A 15,430-nucleotide genomic window follows, 5' to 3' on the forward strand; every position below is an offset into this window, starting at 1 on the left:
CAAAATCTCAGCGCGATCCGAAGTAGAAACGCACGTTGATGCCGAATTCGCGCGGTGGCGTGACCGTGCCGCCGGTATAGGTGCTGGTGAAGGTCTGCGCCGCCGTCGTTGCACCCGTCGCGGTGAAGCCAGTGATCTGCTGATAGCTGGTGAACAATGGCGTGGTGCGGGTCAGAACCTTGGTCGTGTCGAACAGGTTCTTGGCGAAGAGCGATACTTCCCAGCCGCCATCGGGATCGCGGATGCCGGCATAGAGGTTGGCGAGGGCATAGGCGCCGACCTGATCAAAGTTATTGCTCGGATCGCCTTGCGACTTGCCGTTATAATTGACCAGTCCGCGTAGGAAACCATCGACCTTGCTGGAAACGGCGACATGATATTCGCCCTGCAAGGTCGCCGTTACCGGGGGCATGAAGGACGAACGTTGCGACACGGCGCAGGAGGACAGATTGTCCGCACCAACGGCCGCCTGCAGTTCCGCAAGCGATGGTGCCGCACTCACTAGGTCGGGTATGCCGTCGGCGTTCAGATCGTTGCAAGGGATGTTGCCATTCTTGATCTTCCCCAGCGAATAGCTGGCGGTCAGGCCAAGGGTAAGGTTACGCGTGACATCGACGCTCAGTTCGCTTTCGATGCCATTCACTTCGACTGGCACGGCCCCGACGAAGTTGAACGACGCGACCTGCTGCGCCGTCCCGGTGACCTGGCCTGCAGCATTACGGACGGCGACGGTGTTCACATAATAGACGCCATTGTTGGGGACGCGGAACGGGAAATTCTTGTAGGTCTGATGATAGGCGGTCATGTTGAAACGTGCCCGACCACCCATCAGGGTGCTTTTGAAGCCCAGTTCATAGGATTTGGAGGTTTCAGGCGGCAGGTTGAGGAAGCTGTTTTCCAGCGCCGACTTCACAATGTTGAAGTCGCCCACGACGTTGAGGCCCGGCCGCATCGAGCTGCCGGTGGCGGCATAGACCAGGAAGTCGGGGGAGAAATTATGCTTCACCGACGCGCTGTAGATGAGCTTTTTAAGATCCTGGGTATCGTTGGCGATGACGTTGCCATTGACGCCCAACTGACTGAGCGATTCATATTTGATCTGGCGCAGGCCTCCGGAGATTTCCGTCTTGTCGCCGATCTGGGCGGTCAGGTTGCCGAAGAAGGATTGTTCATGCGTGTCGTTGGCGCGCAAAATGTTGGTCGTCACGATCGACGCGATCCCGCCCCCAAAAGCCGTGGGCAAACGCACGGGCGTCAACTGGCTAAGGGCCGTCGGCGAATCCAGCTTGCTGTCGAAGAAGCCGATCACATAGTCGAATATGCCAAGAACGCGCTCCTCATTCTGGAGCCGGATTTCATGCGACGTCCCCTTGGCGACCGTGTCGGTGAGCTGGTTGATGTCGCGACCGATGAAGAAATTACCGCGGTCCAGATTTTCCGTCGACAGATATTCCTGCTTGCTATACTGGCCCTGATAGATCAGCCGCTGGCCCCACTGGGCCAGTTCTGCGCGCCAATTGAAGATATCGAACCGCTGATTGATGATGCGCGGCTGTTCCTGGATTGACAGACGGTCCTTCGCCGTGATCAGTACTGGGCTGGGCGCGGCCGCCGGATTGGCTTCGCTGAAGGAAATCGACTGATCATAAGTCCGCGCGTCGCGGTCCATATATTGATAGGTGCCTTCCAGCCTGATCCAGTCCGCGGGTTCGATGAGACCGACGACGCGATAGCTCTTGGTCCGCGAATGCGGGTCCGGTGCGCCGGCGCTGCGCACCAGAGGACGGACGCGATCGACTTCATTTTCATCCCACACGCCCGACACGCGGATGCCCGCAATGCCTTCGATGACGGGGATGTTCAGCGCGCCCTTGAAGTTGAGGGTGCCGATATCATTGGCGGTCCAGTCCGCATAGCCGCCAAACTGGTTGAGATCAGGCTTGCGCGTCGTGATGGTGATCGAGCCGGACGGCGAAGCGCGACCGCGCAATGTGCCCTGCGGCCCGCGCTGCACTTCGATCTGGCCGATGTCGTACATCTGCTGGATGACCACGCCCGGCGAGATTGGCGCGTCATTGAAGTAGAATTCAACCGTACCGTTGTTGCCGGACGCACTGGCGTCGAAATTGACGCCGCGCAGGCGGGCATTGCCGCCGATACCGTTGGGGTTGGAGGTCAGTTCAAGGCCGGGTGCCAGCGATTTGACTTCGGTAAATTCGCGGAAGTTGAGATTGTCGATGGACTGGGCAGTCACGGCGTTGACGACGGCGGGAACGTCCTGAACGTCCTCGCCGCGACGGCGCGCTTCCACGATGATGGTGGGCGCATCGAAGCCATTTTCCTGCGGTGCTTCCTGCGCGATGGCGGGCATCGCCAGGGTGAGAACCGCCAGGCTGGCGCTCATGCTATAATAGGCTGTCTTCCGCATCCGAAAATCCTCCCCAATTTGGCGCCTCACCCGATCTAAGGCCGGGAACGGCGTGGTCATCATTGTCCTTTTGTGAGTCGCGTTATGCCCGATTAGACTGTGGCGCGAAGCCCTTAACCAACAGGGGTGTTTATATATCGCCGTCGCGATTCCGGCCTGATCGTCGCGGGTTGAGCGTCGATCAATGGGTCGGTCAGGTGTCGGGTGCCCCGTAGCGGAAGATGACGAGCTTGTTGCCGTCGAGGTCGCGGAAATAGGCGCCATAGAAGCCGTTGGGGTCATCGCCCCGGATGCCGGGCTTGCCTTCGCACTGGCCGCCAAGGGCGAGTGCCCTGGCATGAACAGCATCGACGGTCGCGCGGCTGGCGGCCTGTATGCCGACCTGGTTGCCGTTGCCGGGCGATGCTTCGCCTTCGAAGGGCTTGCCGATAAGGAGCATGCCGCTGTCGGGGGTCTTGTAGGCCACGACGTCTGGGCGGTCGAAGGCGCGGACGGCCCCCAGCAGGGCGGCCAGTTCGTCGTAGAAACTTTTGGCGCGATCCAAGTCGCGGGTGCCGAAGCGGGCCAGGCTGATCATGCGGTGCGTCCTCCCATGGCGGCCCAGCGTTCGGGGACCATCCAAACATATTCGGTATAGTGGCCGAGCCACTTGCGGGTATCGAGATAGAGGAACTGGAGCATGCCCGGCGTTCCGCCTTTCAACGCGACGGGAAAGGGCTGTCGGACGACCTGCGCCAGGAAAGCGTCCCAGTCATCGATGCGGTGGCAGACATGATGGAAGCGCAGCCGGTCGTCGGCTGGCAGCGCGTCGCGATAGAGGGCGAGGACGTCGCCTTGCCCCGGTTGGATCAATTCGATTTGCATGTCGCCGATCCAGAGGAAGGCGAGTTTCTGCGTGCCGATGCCTTCGCCATGGGGTGTCCAGAGAGTGACCGAGATTTCGGTTTCGAGAAGCAGGCGGATGTCGGCCCGCTCCTTAAACTGTGCCACGGCCTGGTCGATATTTCGGGTCACATAGGCATTTTGATAATGGCGTCCGACGATCATCCTGCCGCCCTCTCCTGCTGATGCGTTCTGATTATGCGTACAGCGACTAGGACAATGGATTGCGGTTTTTTCAAGGCAGATACTATCTTAATCAAGCCATTATATAGATAATCAGCCAGAGGATGGGGGCGACAGACGGCGCTGGCGAAATTGGCGGGGGGTGGCGCCGGTCGCGCGGCGGAAGGCGTAGGCGAAGCTGGAGGGGGAGGCAAAGCCGAGCGCGAAGGCGATTTCCTTGATGCTTTGCGGGGTGGCGAGATGGCGCTTGGCCATGTCGATCCGGGTCTGGGCGATATGATCGCCGATTGAATGGCCCCGTGACGCACGGAAACCACGGGTCAATTGCCGGGCCGACAGGTTGCAGAGCGCGGCCAGTTCCGCCAGCGATGGCGGTGCGCCTGGTTCGTGGAGCCGCTCTTCGATCCGGCGCAATTGCCAGGAGGACAGGCCGCCACTGACCGGTCCTTCGCCTATGGCCTGACAATAGCGCGCCACTTCGATCGCCAGTTGCCGGGCGATGAGTTCGGCGAGGATTGCGCTGCCGGACCCTGGATGACGGACTTCGTCGGCGAGCCGCAACAGGCAGGCGCGCATGTGCGGATGGGTGATGTCGAGGCCCGCCGCTAGCCGCCGGTCGGTCCAGTCGATGCCGCCATCATTGAGCCAGCAATTGATCGCGGCGGCCGGAATTTCGCAGATGACCGAAGCCTGCCGACCGCCGGTTTCGCTGCGGATATGGATTGCTTCGCCGGGCGGCACGAGGAAGATTTCGCCCAATGGTTCGTAGCGATGCGGCCCCCAGCGGTCGCGATAGCAGCCGCGCGCTTTTTCCGGACGCGGGGTCAGGCACAGGTCGAGCCAATAATGGTCGGTGCGGTAGAAGAGCCGGTCGGTCGGCTGATCGAGATGCAGGCGCATGATCCGTATCAGCGCGGACGGCACGATCAGTTCCGCCTCGAACAGCGATTCGGCATAGGTTTCGGCTGGCGGCACGGGCGCTCCGGAGGCTGAAAGGTCTTGGCTCGATATAGCGGTTATGGCCTGATCTCTACAGACAGGTCAATTGCGGCCTGTCTCGCGCTGATCGACAATCGCGCCCAGCAAAGGACCGCCGTCGGGCGGCGACATTTCATAGGAGAGCGATAGGTGGCAGGTCTTTTCGACTGTTCGGACAAGGTGACGCTGGTGACCGGCGGCAATGGCGGCATTGGCCTGGGCTTTGCGCGCGGCGTGGCGAAAATGGGTGGCAAGATCGCCATCTGGGCGCGCAATGCGGACAAGAATGACGCGGCGAAGGCGGATTTGCTGGCGGCGGGCGCGGCCCGCGTCGAAACCTATCAGGTCGATGTGGCATCGGAGGAAGCGATCATTGCGGGCTATGCGCAGTTATTGGCCGATTTCGGGCGGGTCGATTGCGTGTTCGCTAATTCGGGCCGCGCGTCGCGCAGCCGGTCGGTGCTGACGCTGGACGCGGCCGAATGGCATGACTTGCTGGCGGTGAACCTGCACGGGGCTTTCTTCACCTTGCGCGAAGGCGCCAAGGCGATGGTCGCGCGCGCCGAAGCGGGCGAGCCGGGCGGGAGCCTGGTCTATTGCGGCAGCCTGTCGATGTTCCATGGGATTGCGGGCATCAATAATTATGCCGCGTCCAAGGGCGGCATGGGCGCGGTGGTGCGCGGCATGGCGGCGGAACTGGGCAAATATGAGATCCGCGCCAACAGCATCGCGCCCGGTTACGTCAAAACCGGCATCGGCGGTGACGGCCAGATGAGCGAAGAGATGCAGGCGCGCATGGCGGCGGTCGACGCGCATTTTTCCGCCAAGACGCCGATCCATCGGCCCGGTGCGATCGAAGATTTTGAGGGGATCGGTGCCTATCTCTGTTCCGATGCATCGCGATTCCATAGCGGCGATACGATCGTGATCGATGGCGGCAGCCTGATCTATCCCCCCTACGCCTTTTGATCGGGAGACGCCCTATGCGCCTGCTCACCATTCATGACGTTGATGACGTGCGGCTCGATCCCTATGAGCGGCCCGAAGCGGGGCCGAAGGATGTGGTCGTCAAGATGAAGGCCTGCGGCATTTGCGGCAGTGACCTCAGCTACATCAAAAATGGCGGTATCCCGACGCCGGGCAAGCGGACGGCGCTGGGCCATGAAGGCGCGGGCGAGTTGCTGTTCGTGGGCGCGGACGTGACCGGCGTTTCGGTCGGGCAGAGCGTGATCATCAACCCGATGATGACGCCCAGCTATATCGGGAGCGGCGGACCGGAGGGGGCGTTTACCGAGGAATTGCTGGTGCGCGACGCGCGGCTGGGCGACAGTCTGCTGCCAATCCCTGAGGGCATACCCTATGAAGTGGCAGCGATGTGCGAGCCGCTGTCGGTGGCGCTGCATGGGGTCAACCGGGCGCAGGCGAAGGCTGGCGACAAGGTCGTGATCTTCGGCTGCGGGCCGATTGGCCTTGGTATGATCCTCTGGGCGGTGGACCGGGGGTGCGACGTGATCGCGCTCGATCTGGCGGAGGAGCGGCTGGAACGGGCGCAGGCGCTGGGCGCGCAGACCATCAATCCGGCGCGCGAGGATGCGATCGCGCGGATCAAGGCGATCCATGGCACGGTGATGGTGTTCGGGCGGGAGAAGGCGCTGACCGACGCCTATATCGATGCGGCGGGTGCGCCGTCGATCTTGCGCGACGTGGTGACGCTGGCCAAGACGCATGCGCGGCATGTGATTACGGCGGCTTATTTGAAGCCCATCGAACTGCCCGCCGGGCCGATGCTGACCACCGAGATGACGATTACGACGGCTGTTGGCTATCCGACCGAAATGCCCGATGTGATTGCGGCGATGCCGCGTTTGCAGGACAAGATTGCGGCGCTGATCAGCCATAGATTGCCGTTCGATCGGGTGATCGAGGGGCTGGATATTGCCGCACAGCCGCAATCGGCCAAGGTGATGATCGAATTTGCGGACGACGCGGCATGAGCGACACGCCGCAGACGCCGCTTGGCGCGCTCGTCATGGGCGGACAGGGGCAGACCGACGCCGAGCGGATCGGCGAGGGCATCTTCATGGTGAAGGATATTTCCAACGCCTATCTGGTGACGACGGGCGATGGGGATTTGCTCATCAATACCGGCTTTCTGGGCAATGGCGCGCGCAACAAGGCGTTGTTTGCCGCGCATCGCCACGGGCCGCTCAAGCGCATTATCGTGACGCAGGCCCATGCCGACCATTATGGCGCGCTGCCCGACCAGATGGAGGACGGCACGCAAGTCATTGTCGGGTCGGGCTTTGGCGAGACGGTGGACTATTTCGAGCGGCTGGCCCCTTTTCTGGGCCGCCGGTCGGGCAAGCTGTGGGCGTCGATGACGCGGCGCGACGGGCCGCCGCCCAAGCCGCCGGTAATCGTGCCGGATGTGGAGGTCGCGACCAGCCTTGCCTTCGCGCAGGGCGGGCGCGCGTTCGAGGTGGTCAAGACGCCGGGGGGTGAAAGCCTGGATTCGGTGTTCGTGTGGATGCCGCAGGAAAAGACCGTCTTTACCGGCAATCTGTTCGGCCCGGTGTGGCGGGCGATGCCCAATCTGGTGACGATGCGCGGCGACAAGCCCCGGCTGGTGCGCGCTTACTTGCGCTCGGTCGAGCAGGTGCGGGCGCTGGGCGCGGAGCTGGTGATTGGCGGCCATGGCGATCCGATCAGAGGGGCGGCGCGCATCCGCGCCGATCTGGACGCGATGCACGCGGCGGTCAGCTATCTGGAGCGCGAGACGATCGCGGGGATGAATGCGGGCAAGACCGTGCAGGAATTGATGCGCGAAATTGCATTGCCCGATGACCTGAAGATCGGCGAATTTCATGGCAAGACCAGCTGGGTCGTGCGCGCCATCTGGGAAGAAAATGGCGGCTGGTTCCATTATGCCGATGGCACGACCGCGCTCTATGGCGTGCCGCGTTCGGCGGTGAGTGCCGACCTGGTCGAGTTGGCGGGCGGGGCTGGCGCAATCGTGGGTCGTGCGCATGGGCATGTGGCGGCGGGGCGGCCATTGGAAGCGCTGCATTTGTTGGACATCGGGCTGGCTGTCGTGCCCGATCATAAAGCGGGATTGAGCGTGCGCAAGGCGGCGCTGGCGCAATTGCTGGCGGTGAGCGGCAGCACGAACCTGTCGGAAACCATGTGGCTGAAGGCGGAGATCGCCGAGACGGAGAAGCGCCTCGCCAGCCAAACAGAAAAGGGAGAAGGATGATGACCACTACCACCGCAGGCCTGGACGCTGACGCGCTGATTGCCGCGGCGCGCGAACAGACGGGGCTGACCGATTTGGGCGATGAGGCGATATTGGAAGGGCTGCATGTCCTGGTCGACGCCATCAACGGCGAGGCGAAGCTGACCGAGGCGGCGCAGGGGCGCTGGGCGCAGCAGATCACCGCTACGCTGGCGAACCGGTTGCAGGTCGAGGATTATCTGGCGCGGCATCCTGCGTTGCTGGATGCGCCGGTCGACAAGCCGCTGTTCGTTTTCGGCCTGCCGCGCACGGGCACGACGCTGACGATCAATTTGCTGAACGCTGACCCGGCACGACGGTGCTTCCTGCGCTGGGAAGCGTTCAACAGCGTGCCGCCAGTCGCCAAAGGTGCGCTCAGCAGCGATCCGCGCTATGTTACGGAACAGGCGCGGCTCGACATGATGCTCAAATATGCGCCGCATATTTCGGCGATGCACCATGAGGATGCGGACAGCCCGACCGAGTGCCAATTTTCGATGGCACCGTCCTTCTGCGCACAATATTATGACTCGGTGCTCAATATTCCGAGCTATCAGAAGTGGTTGTTTTCCACGAGCTACCTGCCTTCCTTCCGCTATCAGAAGCGGTTGTTCCAGATGTTGCAGGAGAATGAGGGCGGGCAATGGACGTTGAAAAATCCTTGGCATCCGTTGTTTCTGGATGATCTGACGACCGTCTATCCCGATGCGCAATTGGTGATGACGCATCGCGATCCCGCCGATGTCGTCGCGTCGGCGTGCAGCCTTGTTTATCAGGTGCGCAAGATGTTTAGCGACGACGTCGATCCGGTCGAGGTCGGCAAGTCGCAGCTGCGCACCTTCGACCTGATGATCGAACGGATGCTGGCCTATCGGGAGAAGCATGGCTGGGATTCGATCCATGACATTCACTATGACGCGCAGGTGCGCGACTCGATCGGCGAGATGCGGCGGCTCTATGCGCGGTTCGATACGGCGCTGACGGCGGAGGCGGAAGCCGCGATGCAGGCGATGCTGGATGCCAATCCGCAGGGGAAACATGGCAAGCATAGCTATGATCTGGCGGATTACGGACTGGATCGCGCGGGCGTTCACGCGCATTTCAGGGATTATACGGAACGGTTCGGGATTGCGTGTCGAGCATAGATAACCGGTCCTATCTATCCCGTTCGGGCTGAGCCTGTCGAAGCCTTGCCCTTCTGTTCAAGAAGTGCGGCCCTTCGACAAGCTCAGGGCGAACGGAGGAAGGGATTGAGGTGAATCGGCGAACGCCTCCGTAAAGCGAAGATGCGTTTACCCCGCTCGCGCCATGGCGAAACAATAGCGGAGATGGTCCATATGGCCGTCCGGCACTGGCGCGAAGTGGAGGGCGTTGTCGGTGGCGCGGATGGTGTCGAGATTTTCGGCGATCTGTTCGATGGTCCAGTCGGGGCGGAACGCGCCTTTGGTTTCCATCGTGTAGGCGCGGGCGACGCGGCCGGCCATGGCGATGAGCATTTCGCCGGTCACCGCGCACTCTTCATGGGCGAGATAGCCGACGGTGGGCGCGACAAGGTCCGGGTCCATCGGCGGGTAGGCGCTGGTGTCGAGGCCATCGGCCATGCGGGTGACGGCACCGGGCAGGATGATGTTGCTCTTTATGTTGTGCGCTGCGCCTTCGATCGCGGCGACGTTGGACAGGCCGGTCATCGCGGCCTTTGCCATGGAATAATTGACCACGCCTGCATTGCCATAAAGGCCGTTGAGGGAGCCGGTGAGGACGATGCGGCCATAGTTGGCGGCGGTCATGTGCGGGAAGGCGGCGCGCACGACATGGAAGGCGCCGCGCATATGGACGTCGAGGACCGTCTCGAAATCGGCGTAGCTGAGGTCATTGAGCGATCCGCGCCGGACGATGCCCGCATTGTGGATAAGGATGTCGATGCGGCCATAATGGGTGATGGCGGTGTCGATGATCGCCTGGCCGCCCTGCGGCGTTGCGACGCTGTCGGTCGAGGCGATCGCATCTCCCCCGGCGGCGCGGATTTCTTCGACCAGTGCTTGGGCAGGCGCAGCGTCGGTGCCCTCCCCCTGCATCGATACGCCGGGATCATTGACGATAATCTTTGCGCCCCGCGACGCCAGCAGTAGCGCATAGGCGCGGCCCAAGCCCCGGCCTGCCCCGGTGATAACGGCGACCCGGCCGTCGAAGCGCATCTCATCCATTCTGCAGTCCTCTCTTATCGTCTCGGCCGATCCTAGCGATGCGGGCGCAACGCAAAAGGGCCGCCGCCGCATATCGCTGCGGCGGCGGCCCTCGTCTCCTACCCGCTTGCGGGGTTAGGCTGGCTTGCTGGGCAGTTCGGCGATCGAGGTGCCGAAGGCGGAAACTTCGCCGCGATGGGTGGTCGCCTGCTGCTGGATCTCGACGAACTTCTTGCCGTTCTCCTCGAACTTGCGGATCACGCTGCCGTCGATGTAGATCGCATCGCCATCGGGATTGTGGCGGCGGATCTGGCACTTGCTGCGCGTGAGGAAGCCATCGTCACCGATCCAGTTGGTGATGTGATGGGTCAGCCAGCTGCACCGTTCCGGGCCATAATCATAGGCCCCCGGTGCGCCGACTTCGAGCGCGAAGGCTTCGTCCCAGTGAACGCGCTCAGGGCAGTCTGGCACGTTAAAGCGGTTGCGGATGCCGAGGCCCGGATGCGCCTGCTGCATCTGGTTGGCGAGCTTGTTGGCGCGGATGTAGAGGCCGCCCCAGCCCTGCGCGTAGCAGATGAAGCCGGTGACCGTCATCGGCCCCTTCATCATGCGCGGCAGTTCGTCGCCAACCTTCACGTCTTCCCAATAGCGGGGCGTTGACCCACGAATTTCCTCTTCCTGATACAGGCGGGTAAATTCGGCCAGTTCTTCCTCGGTATATTGCTCCACGCGGCCACGTGCTTCGGTATATTTGGTGCCGCGTTCGCGGGCTTCGTCGCGATCGGTGCGGAATACCCAGCTATCGCCTTCGGCCACCTTGTCGCCCGACTGGTTGAAGAAGTCGACATGGTAGATCTGTTGAAAGCTGCGCCCGGCGAACTTGGTGTTATGCTCGACCAAATCCTTGAGATAAGCTTCGGTGCGGATGGTGTCGTTGCGCAGCACCGGCTTGTGCCAGGTCCAGTCGGCACCCGCCCACATGGCATGAACGCCCGACAGGCCACCGCAATAGCCCGAAATGATCCGGCTGGTCGTGAACAGGAAGCTGGGTAGCGCGACGACCGCGCCGTACTTGGTCTTTTCGGCATAGGCCGGATCGCACCACAAGGGATTATCGTCGCCGATGCCGTGGGCATAGTGGCGGATCGCGTCGCGGGTCGCTTCATAATTCCAAGGTTCGACCGTATTCTCGATCTTGACGCCTATGCGCTTGCGCAGGTCGTCCAGGCCTTCTTCGGTGATCTTGGGGAATTTATTGGTGGGGGCTTCCGCCAATGTTGCCATGTCTTTTCTCCTAAAGGTCAGTTGACGAGTTCGGCCGCTTTCGCAGCCTCGCGTTCTCGAAGGATTTTGCGGTGGACCTTGCCGGCCGGGGTTTTGGGCAGGTCGGTTACGAATTCCACGACGCGGGGAAATTCATGCTGGGCGAGCTTTTCGCGGGTGAAGGTCTGGAGTTCCTTTACCAAGGCATCGCTACCGTCGACATTGGCGATGACGAAGGCCTTGACGACTTGTCCCCGTTGCGGGTCGGGCACGCCGATCACGGCGCATTCCAGCACCACGGGATGTTTGAGCAGGGTGTTTTCGATCTCGACCGCGCTCATCGTCCAGCCGGCCGAAATGATGACGTCGTCGGCACGGCCGCAATGATAGAAATAGCCGTCCTCGTCGATTTTCGCGCGGTCCTTGGTAGTTTCCCACTTGTCGCGCCGCCAAAGCATCAGTTCGCCGATCTCGCCGGGGGCGGACGGTGTGCCGTCGGGGCGCTGGACCTGCAATTTCTGTCCTGGCACGGCTTTGCCGAGCGAGCCAGGCTTGACGGTGAAATCGTCTGCGCCCGGATAATTGACCAGCACGACGCCGATTTCGGTCGTGCCGTACATGGAGCAGGCGGGAACCTTGAAATAGGTTTCGATGAAGTCGAGCGTCGCCGGGTCGATCGGTTCGCCGGTGTAGGATAGCTTCTTGAAGTGGAAGGCAAATTCCTCCGCCTTGCCGCTATTCTTCATCATACGGTAATGGGTTGCGGCGGCCGACATGTTGGTGATCTGGTAATCGTCCAGCGCTTGCATGAGGCGGACGGGATCGAAGCGACCAGCAAAGGTGCCGGTGGTCACGCCCAGCCCCAGCGGGGCGAGCGTCCCATGCCACAGGCCATGCCCCCAAGCGGGCGAGGAGGGGCAGAAAAATTCGTCGCCCGGCCGGATGCCGGTGCCGTAGAGCGCGGCGAACATCAGCGTCACCAGCGCGCGGTGGCTGTGCTTGACCGCTTCGGGTAGTTCGCGGGTGGTGCCGGACGTATACTGGAATACGGCCAGGTCATTCGCCCTGGTCTTGGGGGTATAGGTCGCGGAATATTTTTCGATTTCGTCCAGCAGGCCGTCGTCGGCGATGACGACGCGGGGGCCGTTCATGCTGCGGGCGAGGTCGGCCTTTTCCAGATTGGTGATCAGGATGGTCGGCTTGCAGTCATCGACGCGCAAGCGCAGCGCATCGGGACCGAACAGGGTGAAGAGCGGCACCGAGATCGCACCGGTCTGCATCGCGCCGAACAGGCAGACATAAAAGGGCAGCGAGGGTTCGAGCATGAAGGCGATGCGTTCGCCGGGTTGAACGCCCTCTGCATCGAGCCAATAGGCGAAGCGTGCGGCACCGGCGGCGATCGTGTCGAAGCTGAGAATTTCATCGCGGCCATCGGCATGGGCGATGCGGACGGCGGCGCGGTCGCTGCCATCGGCGTGGCGGGTGATGCATTCATGCGCGATGTTGAGATGATCGCGGTCGCCGTCGAACAGACCCCAGGGCGCGTCGGACGTCGCATGCGCCTGCGCATCGGCATAGCTGCTATAGTCGGTGAGTTTGGCCATCCGTCCCGTCCATTCACTCTGTCGAATGGCGGAAGAGCCGCCTTCGTCATGATGACCCCTGCATGTCATGGCGACTCATTCATTGTAAATCACGAACGATGTTCTATATATTGAACATTTGGCTCCATCGCCGGAGCGATGGAGGCTTGTTGCATGAATGACCCGATCCGCGCGCGTTCCCCCTCCCCCGTCCGCAAGGTCGCGGCGGCGGTGAAGGATAGTAAGGCTCCGGCGATAACCCGCGCGGCGGCGATCCTGCGGCTGCTGGGACGGAGCGACCGGCCTTTGGGCGTTCAGGCAATCGCCAAGGAATTGGGGCTGGTGCCGTCCACCTGCCTCTATGTCCTGCGCGCGCTGGCGGAGGAGGAACTGGTGTCGTTCGACGCGGACACCAAACGCTATGCGCTGGAGGCGGGCGTGCTGACGCTGGCGCGGCATTGGTTGCGGCGTGATCCGTTCAATGATCTGGCGCAACCGCTGCTCGACCGGCTGGCGCAGCGTTTTGGGCTGACCATGTTGGGGGTGCAGGCCGTGGGCCTGGATCATATGATCGTCGTCGCCATGGCGCAGTCGGGCAGCGGGTTTCAGCTCAGCACCCAGGTCGGTAGTCGCTTCCCTGCGCTGATCAGCGCGACGGGGCGCTGCATCGCGGCGTTCGGCGATTATCCTGAGGCGGTGTTGAAGGCGCGGTTCGACCAGTTGCGATGGGACGATCCGCCTGCGTTCGATGATTGGATGGCGCAGTTGCGCCAGACCCGCGCGCAGGGTTTTGCAGTGGATGAGGGGCAATATATCGCGGGCGTGACGGTCGTATCCGCGCCGGTGTGGAAGGGCGCGGGGCGGCCAGTTCATGCGCTGGTGGCGATCGGAATCGGCGCGGCGCTGGGGCGCGACTTGGGAGCGTTGCAGGAAGCGCTGGTGGAGGCGGCGGGGGCTTTGTCGGGGCAATTGGGTGGGGCGTAATATATATCCGTTCGTTTCGAGCGAAGTCGAGAAACGGAGCGCGCAGGTTTCTCGACTTCGCTCGAAACGAACGGAGGTTTATGCAGTCAGCCTTAGGGCCAGGACGCTGCCTTCGGCGTCGCCCGACAGGTAGAGCGTGCCGTCCGGTCCTGCGGTCAGGCCGCAGAAATTGATCATCGGGCCAGCCATGTCGCCGATCGGGCCGAGATAATGCGGCGTGATGCCGATCGGCGCGCCGACTGGCAAGTTGGTGGCCAGCACGTTCCGGTCTCCGCCCGACAGGGTGCAACCGATCAGTGATTTGGTGCCGGTATCCACCACGAACAAGCGGTTGCCGATGATGGCGATGCCTTCGGGTTTTTCCAGCCCGTCGACAACTGTTTCGATCCGTCCGCCGACCAGCTTGATCACTTTGCCCGTTTGCGAGGCGTACAGGATGCCGTTGGCGTCGATGGCGACGCCCATCGGCTGGTCCAGGCCTTCGGTGAGCGTTTCAACCGAACCGTTGCTGGCCGATAATAGGCGTCCGCTGCCCTGTTCGGCGAAGACGACTGCGCCGTCCGGGGCGAGCGCGACGCCCATGAGGCGGTCATGGCCGTGGGAGAGGAAGTCGCTGGCCCCCTCGCCCGGCCGATAGCGTGCGACGCCGCCGGTGCCGGTGGTGATGATCCATTCGCCCGATTGCGATCCCGCTGCGACGCCGCGCATATAGCCGGGACAGCCGGGATGGAAGATCATGCCCGCCAGTTGGGGCGCGCCGCCGGGGCGGAGCGTGTAGCCGAACGTGCCGTCCGCGACGAACAGCGCGCCATCCGCACCCATGGCGAGGCCGAGCGGCCATTGCAGCGCGCGGGGGACGACCGGGCGGATATTGCCATCGCCCAGCAATTCGGTGATTTCGCCGGGGATGCTGGAGATGAAGATGCGGTCGCCGATGAAGCTGACATTGTCGAGGCCGGGACCAAGATCGGCAAGGATTTCGCGGGTGCCGCTGACCGGGTCGATGCGCAGCACCTGGCCGCTGGCGACCTGGGTGGTGACGATGCGCCCCTTGCTGTCGAACTTGACCGAGTCCGGCACGCCAAGGTCGCCTGCGACGACGTCATGCGCGCCGGTTTTCAGGTCCACGCGCCAGATTTCATTGGCGCCCATGACGGGGACATAGAGTTTGCCGTCAGGGCCGACCTGAAAGGCGTTGGCCATGGGGATATTGTCGAGGATCAGGCGGGGCGCGCCGCCGTCGCGGTCCAGTTCCATGATCCGCGCGCCCATGCGGCATTCGCCCGCGATCAGGCGGCCCTGATGCCAGGTGATCGGGTTGGCGACGGGCATGTCGCCATAGAGGACGCGCGATTTCCCGTCGGGCGTGAGCATCGACACGCGGCCTTCGGTGATTTCGGTGAGGTAGAGATTGCCAGCATCATCGAACACCAGATCGTCGGGCGCGACGATCGCGCCGCCCATCGGGCTGATGGTCGAGATGGTGCCTGTATCGACGTCGATCGCGCTGACCTGGCTGCCGCCGACCTGGGCGACATAGAGGCGGCCGTCCGGGCCGGTGGCGAGGCCGTTCGCGCCGTAGAGGCGGCTGGGGGGTGTGAGGCGTTCGAGGCTCCACCCTTCCGCCGCCGCCATGCCGCTGGGCGCGATGCGGGCAGAAGCGCCTTGGGCCATG

Annotated in this window: 13 protein-coding genes; 5 read left to right on the forward strand and 8 right to left on the reverse strand. The window is 62.7% G+C overall.

Annotation, left to right across the window (positions count from 1 at the left end; genetic code table 11):
* Positions 1–7 precede the first annotated feature (7 nt).
* The 4 genes from ACZ2HM_RS18135 to ACZ2HM_RS18150 form a co-directional block, all read right to left on the reverse strand.
* A complete protein-coding gene (locus ACZ2HM_RS18135) occupies positions 8–2,428 on the reverse strand; it encodes a TonB-dependent receptor (protein ID WP_470427129.1) in 2,421 nt (806 codons plus the stop codon).
* Between the two features lie 193 nt (positions 2,429–2,621).
* Complete coding sequence (locus tag ACZ2HM_RS18140) at positions 2,622–3,005, reverse strand: VOC family protein (RefSeq protein WP_470427130.1); 384 nt, start codon at positions 3,003–3,005, stop codon at positions 2,622–2,624.
* Entirely contained in the window at positions 3,002–3,475 is a 474-nt protein-coding gene (locus ACZ2HM_RS18145) for a VOC family protein (RefSeq protein ID WP_470427131.1), read from the reverse strand. Before ACZ2HM_RS18145 ends, ACZ2HM_RS18140 begins: the two co-directional genes overlap by 4 nt.
* 111 nt (positions 3,476–3,586) lie before the next feature.
* Positions 3,587–4,468 (reverse strand): helix-turn-helix transcriptional regulator, encoded by an 882-nt coding sequence (locus tag ACZ2HM_RS18150; RefSeq protein ID WP_470427132.1) that lies wholly within the window; start codon positions 4,466–4,468, stop codon positions 3,587–3,589.
* A 153-nt stretch (positions 4,469–4,621) separates the two neighbouring features.
* Here ACZ2HM_RS18150 and ACZ2HM_RS18155 point away from each other — a divergent pair, with 153 nt between their 5' ends.
* From ACZ2HM_RS18155 to ACZ2HM_RS18170, 4 genes are read left to right on the forward strand one after another with little or no spacing between them, the layout of a single operon-like run.
* The gene (locus ACZ2HM_RS18155; RefSeq protein WP_470427133.1) at positions 4,622–5,440 is read left to right on the forward strand and encodes an SDR family NAD(P)-dependent oxidoreductase; all 819 of its coding nucleotides are present in this window, start codon (positions 4,622–4,624) and stop codon (positions 5,438–5,440) included.
* A gap of 14 nt (positions 5,441–5,454) precedes the next feature.
* The gene (locus ACZ2HM_RS18160; protein ID WP_470427134.1) at positions 5,455–6,465 is read left to right on the forward strand and encodes a zinc-dependent alcohol dehydrogenase; all 1,011 of its coding nucleotides are present in this window, start codon (positions 5,455–5,457) and stop codon (positions 6,463–6,465) included.
* Positions 6,462–7,724 carry an MBL fold metallo-hydrolase gene (locus tag ACZ2HM_RS18165; protein WP_470427135.1) on the forward strand — a complete coding sequence of 421 codons (1,263 nt, stop codon included), beginning with the start codon at positions 6,462–6,464 and terminating at the stop codon, positions 7,722–7,724. Before ACZ2HM_RS18160 ends, ACZ2HM_RS18165 begins: the two co-directional genes overlap by 4 nt.
* Entirely contained in the window at positions 7,724–8,887 is a 1,164-nt protein-coding gene (locus ACZ2HM_RS18170) for a sulfotransferase family protein (RefSeq protein ID WP_470427136.1), read from the forward strand. Before ACZ2HM_RS18165 ends, ACZ2HM_RS18170 begins: the two co-directional genes overlap by 1 nt.
* A 147-nt stretch (positions 8,888–9,034) precedes the next feature.
* Here ACZ2HM_RS18170 and ACZ2HM_RS18175 read toward each other — a convergent pair whose 3' ends face one another.
* From ACZ2HM_RS18175 to ACZ2HM_RS18185, 3 genes are all read right to left on the reverse strand, one after another.
* A complete protein-coding gene (locus tag ACZ2HM_RS18175) occupies positions 9,035–9,946 on the reverse strand; it encodes an SDR family NAD(P)-dependent oxidoreductase (protein WP_069064272.1) in 912 nt (303 codons plus the stop codon).
* Between the two features lie 114 nt (positions 9,947–10,060).
* On the reverse strand, positions 10,061–11,209 hold the full coding sequence (locus ACZ2HM_RS18180; protein WP_069064271.1) for an FAS1-like dehydratase domain-containing protein: 1,149 nt from the start codon (positions 11,207–11,209) through the stop codon (positions 10,061–10,063).
* A gap of 17 nt (positions 11,210–11,226) precedes the next feature.
* Positions 11,227–12,792 carry an acyl-CoA synthetase gene (locus tag ACZ2HM_RS18185; protein ID WP_470427137.1) on the reverse strand — a complete coding sequence of 522 codons (1,566 nt, stop codon included), beginning with the start codon at positions 12,790–12,792 and terminating at the stop codon, positions 11,227–11,229.
* Positions 12,793–12,945: 153 nt separating this feature from the next.
* Here ACZ2HM_RS18185 and ACZ2HM_RS18190 point away from each other — a divergent pair, with 153 nt between their 5' ends.
* Complete coding sequence (locus ACZ2HM_RS18190; protein ID WP_069064269.1) at positions 12,946–13,755, forward strand: IclR family transcriptional regulator; 810 nt, start codon at positions 12,946–12,948, stop codon at positions 13,753–13,755.
* Between the two features lie 78 nt (positions 13,756–13,833).
* Here the strand turns inward: ACZ2HM_RS18190 and ACZ2HM_RS18195 are convergent, their stop codons facing one another.
* A complete protein-coding gene (locus ACZ2HM_RS18195; RefSeq protein ID WP_470427138.1) occupies positions 13,834–15,429 on the reverse strand; it encodes an SMP-30/gluconolactonase/LRE family protein in 1,596 nt (531 codons plus the stop codon).
* Position 15,430: the final 1 nt, after the last annotated feature.

The sequence above is a fragment of the Sphingobium sp. KKT206 genome (genome assembly GCF_055640555.1).

Bases quoted from the DNA above. Each gene is read 5' to 3' on its own strand.
- ACZ2HM_RS18160 (WP_470427134.1), top strand. From the start codon at position 5,455: ATGCGCCTGCTCACCATTCATGACGTTGATGACGTGCGGCTCGATCCC.
- ACZ2HM_RS18140 (WP_470427130.1), bottom strand. From the start codon at position 3,005: ATGATCAGCCTGGCCCGCTTCGGCACCCGCGACTTGGATCGCGCCAAA.
- ACZ2HM_RS18170 (WP_470427136.1), top strand. From the start codon at position 7,724: ATGACCACTACCACCGCAGGCCTGGACGCTGACGCGCTGATTGCCGCG.
- ACZ2HM_RS18135 (WP_470427129.1), bottom strand. From the start codon at position 2,428: ATGCGGAAGACAGCCTATTATAGCATGAGCGCCAGCCTGGCGGTTCTC.
- ACZ2HM_RS18165 (WP_470427135.1), top strand. From the start codon at position 6,462: ATGAGCGACACGCCGCAGACGCCGCTTGGCGCGCTCGTCATGGGCGGA.
- ACZ2HM_RS18175 (WP_069064272.1), bottom strand. From the start codon at position 9,946: ATGGATGAGATGCGCTTCGACGGCCGGGTCGCCGTTATCACCGGGGCA.
- ACZ2HM_RS18145 (WP_470427131.1), bottom strand. From the start codon at position 3,475: ATGATCGTCGGACGCCATTATCAAAATGCCTATGTGACCCGAAATATC.
- ACZ2HM_RS18185 (WP_470427137.1), bottom strand. From the start codon at position 12,792: ATGGCCAAACTCACCGACTATAGCAGCTATGCCGATGCGCAGGCGCAT.
- ACZ2HM_RS18180 (WP_069064271.1), bottom strand. From the start codon at position 11,209: ATGGCAACATTGGCGGAAGCCCCCACCAATAAATTCCCCAAGATCACC.
- ACZ2HM_RS18195 (WP_470427138.1), bottom strand. From the start codon at position 15,429: ATGGCCCAAGGCGCTTCTGCCCGCATCGCGCCCAGCGGCATGGCGGCG.
- ACZ2HM_RS18190 (WP_069064269.1), top strand. From the start codon at position 12,946: ATGAATGACCCGATCCGCGCGCGTTCCCCCTCCCCCGTCCGCAAGGTC.